Raw genomic sequence first — 17756 nt, 5'->3', positions numbered from 1 at the left:
CCGGTGGGGACTAGAGGAAGCGGTCCAGCAGGCTGGCTTCGGCCATGCGGCTCAGGCCTTCGCGGACGGTGCGGGCGCGCTGGTCGCCGATGCCGTCAACGGTCATGAGGTCGTCGATGGTGGCTGCCATCAGGAACTGCAGGCCGCCGAAGTGGTCCACCAGGCGGTCGGCAACAGCCTTGGGGACTGCCTTGAGGCCGGACAGCAGCCGGTAACCGCGCGGCTGGACCACGGCGTCGAGGTTGGCCTCGCCGCCGGCAAAACCGACGATCCCGGAGATCTTGCCCAGGTCGATCAGCTCCGTGGGGCCAAGGTTCACCAGCTCGCTGACGGCCCGTTCGATGTCCTCGGCGGACGCGTCGGGTCCGCCGTAGTCGCGGATGATGACGTCGCTGCCCGGGCCGCGGCCCACGGTGAGCTCATCGAGCTGGAGGGACAGCAGCCGGCCGTCCTCGCCAAGTTCCAGGACATACTGCGAGATTTCCTCGGAGATTCGGCGGACCATTTCCTGGCGCTGCAGGGTGACCGCGACGTCGCGGACTGTCACCATGGCCTCGATCTCGAGGGCGGACAGGGAACTGGTCACCTGGTCCAGCCGAGAACGGTACCGTTCCAGCGTGGCGAGGGCCTGGTTGGCGCGGGCCAGGACCTTCTCGGATCCCTCCAGCACGTGCCGGAGCCCGTTCACGTAGAGAGCGATGATCTGCATGGACTGGCTGACGGAAATGACGGGAACGCCGGTCTGGATGGCCACACGCTCGGCCGTGCGGTGCCGGGTGCCGGATTCCTGGGTTTCGATGCTTGAGTCCGGGACCAGCTGGACCGCGGCCCGGAGAATGTTGCCGGCGTCCTTGTCACAGATGATGGCGCCGTCCATTTTGGCCAGTTCGCGGAGCCTTGTGGGGGAGAAGTCGATGCCGATGTCGAACCCGCCGGAGCAGATGGAATCGATGGTCCGGTCCGAGCCCAGCACGATCAGCGCACCGGTCCGTCCCCGGAGGATGCGCTCCAGGCCATCGCGCAACGGCGTGCCTGGAGCCACTCTGCCCAGAGTCGCCTTGAGCGATTCTTCGGGGCTCCGAGCCATAGGTGTTCCCTTCAAAGGTGCAGACTGCCGCCCGCAGGTACGCCGGTTTCTCACTCCGCCGGCAGGATCAAAAGTACTCGGTTTCCCGCAAGCTCAATGATAGAGGTAAGAAGCGGCAACAACCGCACGGACAAGCCCCAAAGTGCCCCGTTAGGGGGTGCCGCGAAGTGCCTTGGGAACGCGTGCGACGGCGGCTGGTCGGGTGGGCACTTTTGGCCAGTTTGGGTGCGTGGCGGGCTCTGCGCCCCCACCACATCAGAATGAGGCAACGAGGCTGGCGAGCGGCGGCGGTGCATGTCCGGTTGGCAATGCGTCGACGAGCAGAGGCGCGTACCGGATCTTGTTACCGCTGCGCCCCCCGAAGAACCGGCGCAACTGCGCTGTTATGGGCCGGTCTCGCTGAGACGGCTGGCGTTGGAGGATCCGGAACGACGCGAGCTCGCCCTGGGCCGCGATGACGTCGAGCACGGAGTCGACCCCAAGGCAGCGGATGAGTTCGTCCTCCAGGTCGGCGTCACAGACGTGGAAGCCAAGCTGAGCGAGCGGGCCCGACCCGATGCCTGCCCGGCCGAGCGCACGGGCGATGCCACGGGACTCCCGCACATCACACAGCCCGAGCAACCGGTGGCCTGCGCCGTCCGGGCCGTAGCGGTCGAGGAAGCGGACGATGCTGGTGGCGCCTCCCATCGGCACCACCGTCACCCGCTCGGCCGCCAGGTCATGGCCAAGGCGCACGGCCAGCGTCTCCACCGCCATCCGGTCACTCTCGCCCTCAACCAAAACCGTGGTCGCCTGCATGGAACCAGTATGCCGAACGCCAGGCTGGTCGGCTCGCGCGCCGTCAGATCTGGCACGGTCCGAAAAATCCGGCTACTGGGCTCTTAGGCAGGTGGTCGGAGGGTTGTGCGCGTTAGTCCGCTGAGCGCGTCACCGCGAAGAGTTTGGCAAGCTCCACCGTGGTGTGCGTCACTGCCCAGGGAGCGGAGACCATGTGGGCTTCCTGCTTTTCTTGGAAAGCTTGGGCCGTTTCCCCGGAAGCGACCTTTGCTTTTACGACCTTCAGGCCCTCGCGGATCCGCGCCCGGCAGGCAGCCAGCGCTTCCGTGTGTCCCGGCCGCGACCGGTTGCCACCCGTAAGGCCCTAGTCGGTGCAGGTCTTGTCCGGCGTTACCTCGGAACGGCCAGAGCGTTTTTCTGGGCGGTGAGGTCTTGGCCGTTGGTGGATACGCGCGCGTACCCGAAGAGGAGTCCGGTCGTGGTTCATGGAGGTACCGCCCCCGCTTCGCCGGGCATTTTCTCGGGCGGGTCACACGGGAATTGAGCGGCCGCTGAATCTCGGCGAGCGAGATCTGCAAATTTTGGGTGGCCGTTGCCCGGCTGGGGGACCGGCTGACGGGACGAGCCCTGATCCTTATTTCCGTACTAGGCTCGCCGGGTGTCTAACGCAGAATCCCCAAGTGATCGTACTGAACGGCGGCTCAAGATCCGGCAAATCTTCAATTGCTCGGACTCTTCAGGAAATCTTCCCGGGCATCTGGTTGACTTTCGGCGTCGACACTTTCATCGAAGCACTGCCTGCTGGGGGTGACAGCCCGCGCGCGGGAATCACCTTCGAGCAGGATGGCACCATCACTTTCAGTGCTGAGCATCGGGCGTTGGAACGCAGTTGGTACACCGGACTCAGCGCCATGGCCCGCGCAGGGGCTCACCTGATCCTCGATGAGGTCCTTCTGTCAGGGAGAGCGGGACAGGAACGTCTGCGGACAGCCTTTAGCCACATGGAGCTGATTTGGGTGGGCGTGCGCTGCGACCCGGACGTCGCCGCATCCCGCGAGGCAGGACGGCTCGACCGCGTGGAAGGGATGGCGCGACAATAAGCCCTAAGCGTGCACAGTGGAGTTGTTTACGACGTCGAGGTCGACACCACGCATATCTCAACGGAAGGGTGCGCACGCGACATCGCGCGGCAGCTCTCGCTTGAGGCTTTCGCCCGCTAAGGGAGCACTTCCGGGCTGGTGGAGGGTATTTTGAGCCTCTGATCGCGAGATAGAACCTAATGTGTGCAGAGATAGGCTGCGCGTATGAAACCTCGCGGAATTCTCATCGCCGCACTAATGCTGGTGGTCATTGTGGTTGCGATTATTGTGGGTTGGGCGACTATCGGTGACCGCCCAGGTCCCATGAATCCTGCGGCGTTCTATCAGTCGGAAGATTGAAACGCGAGAATGTCCGGCTAGGGTTCGTCCAGCGGAACCCCAACGTCACAGCCAGAGTTGGCGCAGACGACCTCCAAACTGACGATCCCGAGTCCGGGTGACCCAACTGGGCGTGGCAAGCTATCAGGAACCTGGGACAGAACGGACGACCAAAAGAGTTTCTGTTTTGAACTTACGTGGGACGCTAGTCATATGTGGGGTATCGGAAAATAACTCCGCCCCGGATTCGGGTAATCGGCGGCGCGGAGAGGAGCCGACTTTGAAGCTGTCGAGTTCAAAGATCTCGTCTTCCTTGTCCAACAGGATGGCTACCACGCACGGGAACCCGTCCTCATCCTGGAACCAACCCTCTGACAGGATCCGGCCGAACATCCGGTCTGGTTTCGTTGTTTCGAATGAAAGGCTACCCATTCCTCCGTCGTCCATATCGGCAACGCGTAAGGACACTACGTCGACGGCTTTCCACTTTGGCTCATATGCCCAATCAAGCAAAGTCCGCATTAGAAGGCTCAACAGGTCCTGGCGAAGTTGGACAGCCTTATCTATCGATACAATCCATGCCCCACCGCGATAATGGCTTAAGGCGCGCTCCAATGAGTGGTTGCCCGTGCGATCGGCGAAATGGAAAGAAACAAAAGGGTGGTCAAAGGGCGCCATCATGCCGCCCAACACAATGGGGGGCGCTGGGTTATGAGAATGCCAAGTTCAGAGTCCGAAAAGAATCCCAGTGATGAAGAGCAGAAACGCCGGAGGCAATCAGGAGGCCTTGCCGTTGCTCTTGACCAAGCGCAGGTCGATGGCGGTCGCGCATCATCACGGAAATTTGGTATGGATACAGCCGACAGGGGCGGCTTATGCGCGGTCCGCGCTGGTACAGTCCCTTCAGCGGCGCTTCGCGCCAGGCTGCCTAATTCTTGTGGGGGAACAATGAAAGACGGTTATTCTAAGCGGCGGTCAGCAAGGGTTGCGACACTGCTATTGAGTTTGATGGGCTTCCTGTTCGCAGGGAATGGCTTCGCTCAGGCGAGCGTAGCCAGCTACGGACACGTTCCGGCAGCACCACTGACGACGCCCGCCAGTCTGGGGGTTCCAACTCAACCGGGCGCATATCAGTCGATGACCCCGACCAGAGCCTTGGACACGAGGACCAGCGCACCGGTCGGGGCCGACTCAGCTGTCGAATTAAACGTGGTTGACGCGGCAGGTCTTCCGGTCAGCGCCGGCGCCGTAGTCTTCAACCTAACAGTCACCGAATCAGCATCGTTCGGTTTCGTGTCGGCGTATCCCAGCGGCACAGACCGCCCAACAGCGTCGAACTTGAATTACTCGACAGGTCAGACGGTTGCGAACCTGGTTACTGTAGCGGTGGGTGACAACGGCAAAGTTACCCTATTCAATCGCTCCGGCGGCACCGTCCAGCTCATCGCCGATATCGAGGGCTATTACCTCCCCGGCGCACCGGCTGTGCCCGGTGCTTTCGGTTCGCTCACGCCCGCACGAGTGCTCGACACTCGGAACACCGCGCCGGTCGGCGGGGACTCAGAAGTTTCCTTCAAAGTGACCGGGACAAATGGTGTTCCCCCGAACGCTGCGGGCGTGGTTTTCAACCTCACCGTTACCGAGACTGATTCATTCGGCTTCGTCGCGGCTTACCCATCCGGCGAAGGCCGGCCAACCGCTTCAAGTCTGAACTACTCGAAAGGGCAAACAGTGCCAAACCTCGTCTCCGTTCCCATCGGAGGAGACGGAAAGGTCACACTCTTCAACCGCTCCTCCGGCAAGGCGCAACTGATCGCAGACGTTGCCGGATACTACGCCGCAGGCGTGCCAACCTCGGTTGGGACGTTCGTACCAGTGACACCGTCGCGGTTCCTGGATACCCGACTGAGCGAGGTCGTGGGGTCGGACTCCGCTGTGTCCTTCCGCGTGGCCGGGGCTAATGGCCTACCGTCCAACGTAGCTGCGGTGGTCTTCAACCTGACGGCGACTGAACCGAAATCCTTCGGATACGTCAGTGCCTTTGCGGGTGGGGCAGCCCGCCCTGCCGCGTCGAATCTGAACTACTCGGCAGGACAAACCGTGGCAAACCTCGTCACGGTCCCGGTTGGTGCGGACGGAACCGTCACACTGTTCAATCGCTCCGGAGCAAGTGCCCAGCTTATTGCTGACGTGGCGGGCTATTTTGTCGCGACTGAGCCTGCGGGTCCTTCCCTGACCGCAACCATTCCGGTTGGCAGTCAACCGCAAAATATTGCCGTAGACACCACAACCCACACGGTGTATGTCGCGAATAAAGAGGACGATACGGTCTCGGTGATCAATCAAGGTGTCGTAACGTCCAGGGTAAATGTTGGCCGCCAGCCTTCCGGGCTGGCTGTGGATCCAGCAACGCACAACGTCTATGTGGCGAATTATTGGGGCAACTCGGTAACAGTAATCAACGGGACCACGGTGACGGACACAATAGCTGTCGGCATTTTCCCGACTGCTGTTGCCCTTGACCCGGAAACACACACTGTCTACGTGACGAACTCTCAGTCAGACACGCTTTCTGTGATCGACGGCTCACTGGTTACTGCCACCATCGACGTCGGTCGACAACCTCTAGGCGTCGCAGTGGATCCTGTGTCCCATACGGTTTACGTCACTAGCAACGTGGACGGCACACTTTCAGTTATCGACGGGAACGCTGTAACACGGACGATGACCTTGGGGATCGGACTGGTTTGGGTGGCAGTGGACCCCGGTACTCATACCGTCTACGTCATCAACTCGTCGACGGGAACGCTGCTCACCATTGACGGTGCCGCGGTAACTGAGGCGAGGCCCTACGGCATTCGGCAGCCATCCGGAATTGCAATTGATCCATCGACTCAAACCATCTACGTCACACACCTCTATTCAGACATGGTTTCGGTAATCACCGGGGGCACGGTGATGGCGACTCTTCCGACAGGCAGTGTACCTACTGGCTTAGCCCTGGACCCGGTATCAAGAACACTCTATGTAGCTAACGCAGTCAGTAACACTGTTTCGGTGTTCAGTAACCTGTAAGCGGCGCCGGCGACAGACTTCTGCTGACTTGTCGGGGACCGCCAAGTGACGACATCTTGACGTTTGCCTGGTTCGGCGCCGACGAGGGCCATGTACGCAAGACCTGAACAGTGAAGTGAAATGCAATCTGGATTCCGAGCGAGCCCGACCATTTTGAATGCCTTGGAAAACAACTGCTTTCCAAGACATCGACCCAGGGCAAGCCGAGCCGGCCGAGTTGTCATTTTCAGCGGTCCAGGAGCGCTGCCGCGCCGTGGGCGTCGAAAATAGGGGGCGGCCGGCTTACCGGCTGTAGCTTGGCGGCGGGGACGGCTGCATGATGTTGACGCCTGCTGCGGTGAACGCCGTGACTTCTTGATGCCGTAGTTGAGCCCGTTTTTCAGCGTGATGTGGAGGGCTTCCACGGGAACCGTGGATTGTTGCTTCGAGCACGAGTGCTAGATTCCTGATTTGCTCCCCGCCCTCTTGACCGTTTCAGGAGCCGGCTGACAGGCGCTGCTGCCGGCAAGTGTCCGGTTAGGGACCCCCTGCGGGACATGCCTGGGGCTTTGTGCTCGTTAGCCGGTGTCTTTGCCGGAGCCCCTCGGACGGCGGACTGTGTACACACGACTTCCGGGGTGCAACACTGCGTTGATGAACATTTTCGAATGGTGGCCTCTGGTCGATGTGGAAACACGCGGCTGGCTTATTGAGCACAATGGCGAGCCGCTGCCGCAGCATGTCATCGCCGATATCTTGGCGGTTACGGGCGGCGAGACCGATTCTGCGTGGTGGGCTGGCGAATCAGAAGACGGCCCCCAGCTTTCCGACGAGGCCGTAGATTGGATCGAGGCTGTCGCCAACGATGAGGAGCCGACCACCGGCTGACATTTTTCTGCAGCTAGATCTCGGAGCCGATGGCAGTGCCGAGCTTGGCGATGGTCTGCTCGTTACGTCGGTAGTGCGAGAACTGGCCGATGCGAGTACAGATCACAAGATCCGCTCGCTGCAACGTTGCCATGAACTGTGAAGCGGTTGACTGTGACACGTTTGCGCGCGCCTGAATGTGTTTCAGACACACTCCTACCTCGTCTGCTGGCCGGTCCTGCGGCGGAAATGAGTTGCCGTCCTTGAGCCAGCCCAGAATTGCCAAGCGGGTTGGGTGACCGAGCGCTTTGAACGCGCCCACCAGTTGATCGTCGCTGAGTTCTCCCATGGGTCCACTGTAGCGCTAAATCGTAATATCGTGATGCCACGATATTGTGATACAACTTGGATCGATAAATCTTGATTTTACGATGAATGGGGAATTGTGGCATCGAAAACTGCATTGGTCGTCGGAGCACGCGGTGTGATCGGCGGAAACCTGATCGAGCACCTGGACCGCGCGGGAGGCTGGAGGATCATAGGGCTTTCTCGGCGGGGAGGGGCTAGTAAGGGATCGGTTCGGCATATCTCGGTTGATCTTCTGGACAGGGACGACACCGCCGCGAAGCTCGCCAGCCTGACTGAAGTCACCCATATCTTCTATGCCGCCTATCAGGATCGCGCCAGCTGGGCGGAACTAGTGCCGCCGAACGTGGCGATGCTCGCGAATGTCGTCGACGCGATCGAACCTGTGGCCCCGGACCTGGAGCACATCAGTTTGATGCAGGGGTACAAGGTCTACGGTGCTCATCTAGGGGCTTTCGCGACGCCGGCCCGTGAAGACGATCCACCGCACATGCCACCGGAGTTCAACGTGGACCAGCAACAGTTCCTTGAGCGACGCCAAGTCGACGCCGCCTGGTCGTGGTCCGCACTGCGCCCCTCGGTTGTGGCCGGCATTGGGCTCGGCAACCCTATGAATCTCGCCATGGTGATTGCGGTGTACGCCTCCATCAGCAAAGAGCTCGGCATCCCTTTCCGGTTCCCGGGCAAAGCCGGGGCGTACACAAGCCTGATCGAGATGACCGACTCAGGGCTGCTGGCGGAAGCGACCGTCTGGGCGGCAACGAACCCCGAAGGTCAGAACCAGGCCTTCAACATCACGAACGGTGACATGTTCCGCTGGTCCTCGATGTGGCCAAAAATTGCAGCGTTCTTCGACCTCGACGTAGCGCCTCCTTTACCGATGAGCCTGAGCGATGTGATGGCAGACAAATCTGAGCTCTGGGAGGCCATGGTTGCGAAGCACGCTCTGGCGAAGACCGCCTACTCTGAGGTGTCTTCCTGGCAGTTTGGCGATTTCGTCTTCGCGTGGGACTACGACGTTATCGCCGACACTTCAAAATCGAGACGTGCCGGCTTCCACGCATATGTTGAAAGCGAAGAGATGTTTCTGAGAATCTTCCAGAATCTCCGAGATCAGCGGCTGATTCCCTAAGCCGGTCCGCCCACGTTCCATGCCCTTGCAGGAGCGTTGATCCTCGTCAGTTGATGATTTCGCCTCGCTCGTCCGCCAGGAGTGCTGCGAGTCGCTCCTTCCATTCCTGTAGCGCCTCGGGCGCCAGTCGTGTCCAATCGGTGACTTCGCCGATGACCAGGAGCGGGGCACTGCTGCGATATGACCGGGTGGGGTTGCCGGGGAATTTCTTGTCGGTCACGTTCGGGTCGTCCTCGAATGCCCCGGTGGGCTCGACCTCGTAGACGCGCGGGGCGCCGTCACCCGGAGCGAGTTCCGCAGCCAGTCCCGCACCGTTCGGAAGACCGGTGAAATAGATGTGATTCATCACGACTTCGGGACGGTAGTTCGACCTGAAGCCCGCCCTGAGTAGATCACCGTCCCGGAGGTTGGCTTTTGTGCCGTGAAAGAACGGACCCTCGTCCAGCGGTTTGCTCACCCCTACAGCCTAAGCGTCTGAACCGCTGGCTGCCCGGAGGGAGAGAACCAAATGAGCGTTGCTCTCCTGGTGTTATTCATGGCCCCAGCCTAAAGTCCGCCGCTGCGATAAACTTGGAACTTGGCTGTCACAGAGCCATGCTTCCCCTTGAGGCCTGCCGAGCGCCTTGGGGTAACCCCACCGCAGCGAAAGTAGCACCGTGTCCCAAGATGTCCTTAGCCCCGCCCGGGTCAACGAGATTCACAAACAGGCGGCCCGGCGTCGGACCTTTGCTGTAATCTCGCACCCTGACGCCGGCAAGTCCACGCTCACCGAGGCCCTGGCGCTGCACGCGAAGGTGATCGGCACCGCCGGCGCCTCCAGCGGCAAGGCCAACCGCAAGGAAACAGTCTCGGACTGGATGCAGATGGAGAAGGACCGCGGCATCTCCATCAGCTCCGCGGCGCTTCAGTTCTCCTACCGGGACACCGTCATCAACCTGCTGGATACCCCCGGCCACGCGGACTTCTCCGAGGACACCTACCGCGTCCTGGCCGCCGTCGACTGCGCAGTGATGCTCGTGGACGCCGCCAAGGGCCTGGAAACGCAGACCATGAAGCTGTTCGAGGTCTGCAAGGCGCGGAACCTGCCCATCATCACCGTGATCAACAAGTGGGACCGGCCAGGCCTGGACGCGCTGGCGCTGATGGACGAGCTCACCGAGCGCACCGGCCTCCAGCCCATGCCGCTGACCTGGGCTGTGGGCATCTCCGGTGACTTCCGCGGCGTCTGGGACCTCCGGCAGGACCGCTTCGCCCGCTTCCAGCGCAACAATTCCGGGGCCAACATCGCCCTGACCGAGTACTTCACGCCCGAAGAGGCCGCGGAGACGCAGGGCAGCAACTGGACCGACGCCGTGGACGAGGCCGGCCTGGTCATCGAGTCCAACCTCGAATTCGACGTCGAAGCCTTCCACGCAGGCACCGCCACCCCCATCCTGTTCAGCTCCGCCGCCCTGAACTTCGGCGTGAAGGAACTGCTGGACGCGCTGGTGGACTTCGCGCCGCACGCCGCCCCCCGCCCCGACGTTGAGGGCAGCCCGCGCCCGGTCGAATCGTCCTTCTCCGGCTTCGTCTTCAAGGTCCAGGCCGGCATGAACAAGGCCCACCGCGACCACGTCGCCTTCATCCGCGTCTGCTCCGGAGTTTTTGAACGCGGCATGGTGGTCACCCAGACCCGCACCGGAAAGTCGTTCGCCACCAAGTACGCCCAGCAGGTCTTCGGCCGCGAACGCGAGGTCATCGACGAGGCCTACCCCGGCGACGTTGTTGGCCTGGTTAACGCCTCCACGCTGCGCGTAGGTGACAGCCTCTTCCTCGAAGACGCGGTGGAATACCCCGCCATCCCACTGTTCGCCCCCGAACACTTCCAGGTGGCACGCTCCAAGGACCCCAGCAAGTTCAAGCAGTTCCGCCGCGGCATCGAGCAGCTCGAGCACGAGGGCGTCATCCAGGTGCTCCGCTCCGACGTCCGCGGCGACCAGGCGCCGGTGCTCGCCGCCGTCGGCCCCATGCAGTTCGAAGTGGTGGAGGACCGCATGGCGCACGATTTCAGCGCGCCGATGCGGCTGGAACGCCTGCCGTACTCCATTGCCAGGATTTCGACGGCGGAGGCTATGCCAACACTGGCCAACGTGCCCGGCGCTGAGGTGCTGTTGAGGTCCGACGGCGAATACCTCGCCTTGTTCAACGACGTCTGGGCCCTGCGCCGGATCGAGAAGAACCACCCCGATCTGACCCTCGTGCCCATCGGCACCCACAACCCCGCAAAGTAGCGTCCAATGCATGCAGACCAACCCCGCGCGCTGATCACCGGCATCGGCACCATCAACCCGCTCGGCTCCACTGTGGCGGAAACCTGGACCGGCCTGCTGGCGGGGCAGTCCGGCATCGCCGCGCTGGATCAGGAGTGGGCGGAGCAGCTGCCCGTGCGCATGGCCGGGCAGGTCACCGCGGACCTTTCGGAGCACCTCACCACGCGCGAGCTGAAGCGGATGGACCGGTGCGGGCAACTGGCGCTGGTGGCTGCCCGGGAAGCCTGGCAGCAGGCAGGGGCGCCCGACGTCGACCCCGAACGGTTCGCCGTGGTGATCGGCTCCGCGTATGGCGGCCTCGGCTCCACGCTCGAACAGGACCGTGCGCTCGCCAGCGGCGGCCCGCGACGGGTCTCGCCGCACACCCTCACCCGGCTGATGGTCAACGGCCCCGCGGCCTGGGTCTCCATCGACCTCGGCGCCCGCGGCGGAGCCCGGACCCCGGTCAGCGCCTGCGCGTCCGGCGCGGAAGCGATTGTCCAGGGCGCCGAAATGATCCGCTCCGGAGCGGCCGACGTCGTGATTGCCGGCGGCGTGGACGCATCCGTCAACGACCTGGTGATCACCGGGTTCTCACAGATCCGGGCACTCTCCACGCGCAACGGCGAACCCCAGCTAGCCTCGCGCCCGTTCGACGGCGGCCGCGACGGCTTTGTCCTCGCGGAAGGCGCCGGGATTGTGGTGCTTGAGAGTGAGGCCCACGCCCGTGCGCGCGGCGCTGCCGTCCTCGGCGCAGTAGCCGGCGGGGCGGTAACCTCCGACGCCAACGACATCGTGGCCGCGGACCCGGCCATGCAGCGGCGGGTCATGCAGAAGGCCCTGGCCTCGGCCGGAATGCAGGCCTCGGACATCGGCTTCGTCCACGCCCACGCCACCTCCACCCCGGTAGGGGACCGGCTCGAAGCACAGGCCATCAACGCCATTTTCGGTGCCGACGTGCCCGTGACCTCCACCAAGGGCCACACCGGCCACCTCCTGGGTGGCGCGGGTGCGCTCGCCGCCGTTGTGGTGGTTCAGGCCCTGCAGACCGGGCAGCTCCCCGGAACGGCAAACGTCGAGGCGCTGGACCCCGAAGTGAACCTGAACGTCGTGACGGAGAAGGCCCATAAGCTGGCGCCCGGTTCCGCGCCCGCCGGTTTTGTGAACGCCTTTGGCTTCGGCGGACACAGCGTTGCCCTGGTGATCACGGGCAGTTAGCCGGTGGCGCGGTGATCCGCGAAGTTCCTTCGAGGCTGCGCCGCTACACCGCGGGTCATTTTCTTGATCTGTTCAGGCCTCAGTCCCGTTAGCGACGCCAGCTCAAATTCGTCCAGAATCTGCTGCCTGCTGGCCTCGGCAAGCAGGTGCAGGCGCTCCACTTCAACTGCTGCCTTTGAGTCCTCCAGGGCGGTCAGTTCCCGCAGCAAATGGGAGATCGCCCTGAGGTGACCGGCCGCGGCCAGTCCCGTCGGCTGCAGGTCGTCGTAGGCGCGCCCGGTCCGCCGCACGGCCAAGGCGGACAGGTGGGTGATCCGGGCCAGGTCCGCGACCGGAGTGCCGTCCCGGAGGGCCTGCGCCACCAGCTGGTTGAGGCTTGCTGTCAGAGACCGGATCCGGCTCGACCGGTAGCGGATGGCGCCCTGCCTGTCCGTGAGCAGCCGGCTGAGCTCGGCCCGTTGCTGATCCGCCGCTTGCCGGCGTTGATCGCCTCGATAACGGTAGCCTCCCCGGGCTGAGGAGCTCACCGGGTGCCGGCGCGCCCCGCCGTCCCCTGCCGTTGCTGGTTGGTGGCGGGCCATCGGTTCCTCTCCCTTGAACAGTACGCACAACGCTAGGCGTGTCCGCGGCTCCCGGGAAATACCTAAATCCCGTGCGGCAATAAGTGAATCGTGTGGTGCCAGGGCCATAAGGCTTCCTTATCCGTCCACGCAGAATACGTCTTATCCACAGCCGCCTGCAGTCCATAGGCTCGAATGACACAAGTCCCCTCACTGATGAACCATTGGAAGAGAACATGTCTGAATTCGTGCCTGCATCGCGTGTTTCACGCATCAAATCGTCTCCAAGCGTGGCCGCGGCCGCCCGCGTCCGGGAGCTCAAAGCAGAGGGCCGCAGCATTCTTGACCTCACCGTGGGGGAGCCGGACTTCGATACGCCGGAACACATCAAAGCCGCAGCCGTGCAGGCAATAGCGGACGGCGAAACCAAGTACACCTCCGTGACCGGGACGCCGGCCCTGCAAAAGGCCATCCTGCAGACCCTGGAGCTGAACACCGGCCTGCACTACTCGGCCAACGAAATAACCATCGGCGGCGGGGCCAAGCAGGTTATCTTCACCGCGTTTATGGCTTCCCTGGACGACGGCGACGAGGTCATCATTCCGGCGCCCTACTGGGTCTCCTACCCGGACATGGTCCTGGCCAACGACGGCCGGCCCGTGATTGTCCCCTGCGGCGAGGACTCGGGGTTCAAACTCACGCCCGACGCCCTGCGCGCCGCCATCACCGACCGGACCAAATGGCTGATCCTGAACACCCCCTCCAACCCCACCGGTGCGGTCTACTCGCGCTCCGAGCTGCGCGCGCTCGCGGACGTCCTGGCCGGCTTCCCCCAAGTCCTTGTCCTGACCGACGAAATCTACGACCAGATCTACTTTGGTACGGGCAAGCTGACAGGTCTGGTGGAAGCGGCTCCCGAACTGAAGGACCGCGTCCTGGTAGTCAACGGCGTCTCCAAGGCGTACGCGATGACGGGCTGGAGGCTCGGCTACGGCGCGGGTCCGGCCGGACTGATCGGTGCCATCAACAAGCTGCAGTCGCAGATTTCCTCGTGCCCGTCCTCAGTCAGCCAGGCTGCGGCTGCGGCCGCCCTCACCGGCGACCAGTCCTTCATCCGCACCAGCGGTGAGGTGTACCGCAGCCGCCGGGACGCCGCCGTCGCCGGCCTCAACGCGATCTCGGGGCTGTCATGCTCGACGCCGGAGGGGGCCTTCTACGCGTACGTGAACTGCGCCGGGGTACTTGGGTTGACGACGCCGGACGGCAGCGTCATCGGCGATGACCAGGACTTTGTGCTCTACCTGCTCGACCAGGCATCCGTCGCTGCCATTCCCGGCTCCGCCTATGGCCTCGGGCCGTACTTCCGGATCTCTTACGCAACCAGCCTGGCCGTCATCGAAGAGGCTGTCGCCGCCATCGACAAAGCCGTCCAAGCCCTCAGATGATCAATCCCCAAACCGAAGGACACAACATGATCCACGTCAAGACAAACATTGACAGGCCGACGGCGGACGCTGTCCTCAGGCTGTCCAAGTTCTCCTCTGCCACCATCCACGAAGCCCAGGGCAGGAAGGGTGCGCTCAGCTCCAAGATCAAGCCGATCGACCGCAGCATGTCCTTCTGTGGACCCGCCACGACGGTCCGCTGCGCACCCCGCGACAACCTGATGCTGCAGGTTGCCATCCACTATGCGGAGCCGGGCGACGTTGTCCTGGTGGCCGCCGGCGAATTCGAAGAGGCCGGGACCTTCGGCGACGTTCTGGGCAACGCCATGAAGGCCAAGGGCCTTGCGGCCATGGTGACGGATTCAGGGGTCCGGGACACCCAGGACCTGATCGAGCTGGGCCTGCCGGTGTTCTCCGGCAGCGTCAGCATCAAGGGAACGGTCAAAGAAACCATCGGCCCCATCAACCACCCCATGGTTTTTGGAGACGAGGTCATTTACCCCGGCGACGTCCTCCGCGGCGACGCCGACGGTGTGGTTGTGGTGCGTAAGGACGAGATCGAGGAAGTCATTCGCCTGTCCCAGGAACGGGACGACGCCGAGCGCGAACTGATCGGCCTGTACAAGGCCGGCGGCACCACCATCGAACTGTGCAACCTGACCGAGGTGCTCAAGGCGAAGGGCCTCCTCGTCGAAGACGCCAGCTGACGTTGCACGCAGGGTGCGCCTCGGCTCAGCGGCGCACCCTGCGGACGTCCAGACGGGCCCTCGGCCAATACGGCACCGACCGGCGTCAGTGCCAGAATTCGGTGAGCCGCCCGGCGAGGGCTCTGCCTTGGTCGTGTCCGGCCCGGGCGGCGGACGGACGCAGCGAGAAATCCATCGCATTGGCGCCGAACATGTGCTCGGAGTCGCTGTCCGGGAAGACCGTTTCGACTCTGCTGCCGCGGGCGCGTAATTCATCCACCTGTGTTGCGAGATGCGTGCCCCACTCCCACGGCACCAGTGATCTGCCGCTGAAGGGTGAAAGCACAAGCACCCGCCCGTACCCGGCTGCCAGATCGGCATTCTCGGCGTTGGATCGGTAGCCGCCGTCGATGTATTGGTTATCCCCGATCCGGTAGGGACGGCCACTGGCGCAGCTGGCGGCGACCGCGTCCGCCAACTCGACTCCGCTGTGGCGGTCGAACACTGCCGGGTCGCCGGTCCGGGCATCGACCGCCGTGATGAGCACTGTCCGTTGCGGCCAGTGCTGACTGGGCAGCCGCGAGGCGACGGTGGTGCGCCATTGTGTTTGCCATGAGCCGTCTGACCCTGCATCCATGTCGAGTGCCGCCGCGCCCATTCTGCGGCGCATGTCAGCCGAATCCTCAGAGCCGGCGATGATCTTGCGCGTTCTCTCCAAGTGATCCATCACCGGCCTGATCGAAACGCGTCCTGGGCCGGATCCGGCCGGACCGGTCCGTTGCTGTGGGGGAGCGGCAAGAATGGCGGAAACCAGGTCGGCGGGGCTGGCGCCAGCTATCTGGGCCGCGGCCGTCGAGCCTGCTGACGTTCCGATGGTCAGTTCGGCTGTGGTCACGTCCAGCCCGGCATCGAACAGGCCTGCGATGACGCCAATCAGCCATGCGTTGCCTGTCGATCCGCCGCCGCCAAGGACCAACGCTCGCTCGCCAGCGGCGCGCGACCGCTTTGTGGCGTAGACCTGAGGCTGGTCCTGGGCGCGCCTAGGCCGGTCGGAGGCTGCGGTCGAGGTGCAGTGCAGAGCTGGAGAAGGTTTTGTGTTCATGGGAGTCGCCTTTCGCGTGTTGCCTGACGGGCACTCCCGGTTGCGACTACTTCAGCCGCGCGCTCGCGGACTGCAGGGGAGTGCCCATTGCGGATACTGCGTACATGGGTCTCACCTCCTGCCGATGGATCTCGATAACGGGAATGATTGCATACCAGTGACGCGGTGCGCAATCGGCATCAGGTCGAGCTCAGCCAACCAGTGAGCGGGCCCTGGCACCGGAGAATTGTGGGCCGGGCAGGGGATAGGCGGCCGGGCCTGTGGCGGTTTCGTCCAGGAGCCAGAGCGTCGCCCCTGACGCGCCTCTGGGCATGATGCTGCCTTCAAAGACAAATACGGCCTGTCCCGGCTGTCCTTCGGGAAGCCAGAATCCGTTCGCGGGGCAGTGGGTTCCGGTCCTCGCCGCCAAACGGCTGCCGCTCGAAGGTGCCCGGTGCGCACTGCTGATCTTTTTCACGATGTGCTCCCAATCAAATAAATCCAATGAAGAAATAATTTGCCGGTTCATCCGGCCTTTCATATTTCAAGATTAGTTTCGTGGAAGCGCGTTTACTAAGACCAATGATGCGTGACCTGATAAGGAAAAGCTGTGGATCCCCAGCTACCTTGCGTATTTAGCGCTCAGCATTTCCTGGAGCATTTCCTTCAGCACCAGCAGAACGGCCGATGCCGCCTCTGACAGCGGTTCGTGGTCCGGCGTGCAAAGGGCTATTTTGCACTGCAGCCCGGGATCAACAATCCGCAGGACCCGGAAGTCTTCCTCGTGGAAAAGTGCGTCGGCTGCTGACTTCGGCAAGATAGTGGCGCCCATGTCCGCCCGAAGGAGCCTGGTCAGGGAAGGAACGGATTCCACCTCTCCCACCAAACGAAGGCTGAGTCCTTTGTCCCGCATGCCGGTCTCGACAATCTGCCGCAGGGTGTGGTTCTGCTCGGGAAGGAACAGGCCGAATTCCGCTGCCTCCTCGAGGGTGATCTCGCCCGACTTTGCTGCCGCCGTGTTCTTGCCGTTCACCACCAGGTGAAGATCCTCCACGATCATGGTGGTGAACTGCACGCCGCGAATGGGCCCGGGCTCGTAGATCAGGGCCATGTCCAGCCTGCCGTTCTTGATCGCCTCGCTGAGCACACCCCCGTAGATCTCCGTCAAGTGGAGCACGATGTCAGGGTAACGGCGGGCCACCTCGCCGATAATGCGCGGCGTGAGGCTCGAAGCCATGCTGTACGGCGCGATCGCTATGGACACGCGCCCGGCAGGGGCCGCCCCCGAACTTGCCACATCCTGGCGTGCCTGTTCGACCAGCCGAATGATGGTCTGGGCGTGCCGGTAGAGCGTGTGGCCGGCCGCTGTGGGCTGAACGCCCTGCTTGCTGCGGATCAGCAGCCGCTGCTTCAGTTCGGTTTCGAGCGCGGAGACCTGCTGGCTCAGGGCCGGCTGGGCCACGTGCAGGGCTGCGGCGGCCTTCGTGATGCTCCCTGAGTCAACGATCTTCACGAAGTAGGCGAGTTTTCGAGTGTCCATGCCGGCTTTTCTTTCGTCTGCGTCGCCCTGAAGCCCCGACGGGTCATATCCGGATTCTATGGAGGGATACGCAATAGGTCTTTGTGTGATCCACATCTCGGACACTAGGTTGATCTTCAGAACACAATTTCTGTGACAAACAGATTATACCCCTCCATCCATAAGCGGCGATGATGCCCCCATATGGCTTTTGCATAATCACTCCGTTTACAGAAAGCGCTGCTTTCTTTTACGTCC

At 62.9% G+C, this 17756-nt stretch carries 16 protein-coding genes and 1 pseudogene; 8 read left to right on the top strand and 9 right to left on the bottom strand.

The window, feature by feature from the left end; all coding sequences use genetic code 11:
- Positions 1-10 precede the first annotated feature (10 nt).
- A complete protein-coding gene (disA, locus tag ACZY0Q_RS15720) occupies positions 11-1087 on the bottom strand; it encodes a DNA integrity scanning diadenylate cyclase DisA (RefSeq protein ID WP_463918235.1) in 1077 nt (358 codons plus the stop codon).
- 255 nt (positions 1088-1342) lie between these two features.
- Entirely contained in the window at positions 1343-1885 is a 543-nt protein-coding gene (locus ACZY0Q_RS15715) for a TOPRIM nucleotidyl transferase/hydrolase domain-containing protein (RefSeq protein WP_463918233.1), read from the bottom strand.
- A 464-nt stretch (positions 1886-2349) separates the two neighbouring features.
- On the opposite strand from ACZY0Q_RS15715, the pseudogene ACZY0Q_RS15710 reads away from it, so the two are divergent.
- Positions 2350-3084, top strand: a pseudogene (locus ACZY0Q_RS15710) (chloramphenicol phosphotransferase CPT family protein).
- Between the two features lie 342 nt (positions 3085-3426).
- Here ACZY0Q_RS15710 and ACZY0Q_RS15705 read toward each other — a convergent pair.
- Entirely contained in the window at positions 3427-3963 is a 537-nt protein-coding gene (locus ACZY0Q_RS15705) for a DUF6984 family protein (protein WP_463918231.1), read from the bottom strand.
- A 267-nt stretch (positions 3964-4230) separates the two neighbouring features.
- On the opposite strand from ACZY0Q_RS15705, the gene ACZY0Q_RS15700 reads away from it, so the two are divergent.
- Together ACZY0Q_RS15700 and ACZY0Q_RS15695 are read left to right on the top strand one after the other, a co-directional pair.
- Positions 4231-6357 carry a hypothetical protein gene (locus ACZY0Q_RS15700; RefSeq protein WP_463918230.1) on the top strand — a complete coding sequence of 709 codons (2127 nt, stop codon included), beginning with the start codon at positions 4231-4233 and terminating at the stop codon, positions 6355-6357.
- Between the two features lie 633 nt (positions 6358-6990).
- Entirely contained in the window at positions 6991-7224 is a 234-nt protein-coding gene (locus ACZY0Q_RS15695) for a hypothetical protein (RefSeq protein WP_463918228.1), read from the top strand.
- A 13-nt stretch (positions 7225-7237) separates the two neighbouring features.
- Here ACZY0Q_RS15695 and ACZY0Q_RS15690 read toward each other — a convergent pair whose 3' ends face one another.
- On the bottom strand, positions 7238-7552 hold the full coding sequence (locus tag ACZY0Q_RS15690; RefSeq protein ID WP_463918227.1) for an ArsR/SmtB family transcription factor: 315 nt from the start codon (positions 7550-7552) through the stop codon (positions 7238-7240).
- Positions 7553-7648: 96 nt separating this feature from the next.
- Here ACZY0Q_RS15690 and ACZY0Q_RS15685 point away from each other — a divergent pair, with 96 nt between their 5' ends.
- The gene (locus ACZY0Q_RS15685) at positions 7649-8701 is read left to right on the top strand and encodes an SDR family oxidoreductase (RefSeq protein WP_463918225.1); all 1053 of its coding nucleotides are present in this window, start codon (positions 7649-7651) and stop codon (positions 8699-8701) included.
- A gap of 46 nt (positions 8702-8747) precedes the next feature.
- On the opposite strand, the gene arr is transcribed toward ACZY0Q_RS15685, so the two are convergent.
- On the bottom strand, positions 8748-9158 hold the full coding sequence (gene arr / locus ACZY0Q_RS15680; protein ID WP_463918223.1) for an NAD(+)--rifampin ADP-ribosyltransferase: 411 nt from the start codon (positions 9156-9158) through the stop codon (positions 8748-8750).
- Between the two features lie 199 nt (positions 9159-9357).
- Between arr and ACZY0Q_RS15675 the strand changes: the two genes are divergently transcribed.
- Both ACZY0Q_RS15675 and ACZY0Q_RS15670 read left to right on the top strand, forming a co-directional pair.
- On the top strand, positions 9358-10971 hold the full coding sequence (locus ACZY0Q_RS15675; protein WP_282329774.1) for a peptide chain release factor 3: 1614 nt from the start codon (positions 9358-9360) through the stop codon (positions 10969-10971).
- Positions 10972-10977: 6 nt separating this feature from the next.
- Entirely contained in the window at positions 10978-12207 is a 1230-nt protein-coding gene (locus ACZY0Q_RS15670) for a beta-ketoacyl-[acyl-carrier-protein] synthase family protein (RefSeq protein ID WP_463918221.1), read from the top strand.
- Here ACZY0Q_RS15670 and ACZY0Q_RS15665 read toward each other — a convergent pair.
- Entirely contained in the window at positions 12204-12788 is a 585-nt protein-coding gene (locus ACZY0Q_RS15665) for a hypothetical protein (protein ID WP_463918220.1), read from the bottom strand. The two genes, ACZY0Q_RS15670 and ACZY0Q_RS15665, sit on opposite strands and share 4 nt — an antisense overlap.
- A gap of 215 nt (positions 12789-13003) precedes the next feature.
- Between ACZY0Q_RS15665 and ACZY0Q_RS15660 the strand changes: the two genes are divergently transcribed.
- Positions 13004-14212 carry an aspartate transaminase gene (locus ACZY0Q_RS15660; protein WP_463918218.1) on the top strand — a complete coding sequence of 403 codons (1209 nt, stop codon included), beginning with the start codon at positions 13004-13006 and terminating at the stop codon, positions 14210-14212.
- A 26-nt stretch (positions 14213-14238) separates the two neighbouring features.
- Positions 14239-14919 (top strand): 4-carboxy-4-hydroxy-2-oxoadipate aldolase/oxaloacetate decarboxylase, encoded by a 681-nt coding sequence (locus ACZY0Q_RS15655; RefSeq protein WP_463918217.1) that lies wholly within the window; start codon positions 14239-14241, stop codon positions 14917-14919.
- Positions 14920-15004: 85 nt separating this feature from the next.
- On the opposite strand, the gene ACZY0Q_RS15650 is transcribed toward ACZY0Q_RS15655, so the two are convergent.
- The 3 genes from ACZY0Q_RS15650 to nac form a co-directional block, all read right to left on the bottom strand.
- Positions 15005-16000, bottom strand: coding sequence for a patatin-like phospholipase family protein (locus ACZY0Q_RS15650; RefSeq protein ID WP_463918215.1), 996 nt, complete (start codon positions 15998-16000; stop codon positions 15005-15007).
- A gap of 190 nt (positions 16001-16190) precedes the next feature.
- Positions 16191-16457 (bottom strand): hypothetical protein, encoded by a 267-nt coding sequence (locus ACZY0Q_RS15645; protein ID WP_463918213.1) that lies wholly within the window; start codon positions 16455-16457, stop codon positions 16191-16193.
- 144 nt (positions 16458-16601) lie between these two features.
- Positions 16602-17519 (bottom strand): nitrogen assimilation transcriptional regulator NAC, encoded by a 918-nt coding sequence (nac, locus tag ACZY0Q_RS15640; protein ID WP_463918211.1) that lies wholly within the window; start codon positions 17517-17519, stop codon positions 16602-16604.
- Positions 17520-17756 lie beyond the last annotated feature (237 nt).

This window comes from Pseudarthrobacter lactosi, from assembly GCF_055412785.1.
The sequence above is the reverse complement of the archived record's forward strand: the minus strand, read 5'-3'. Positions and strand labels throughout refer to the sequence as shown.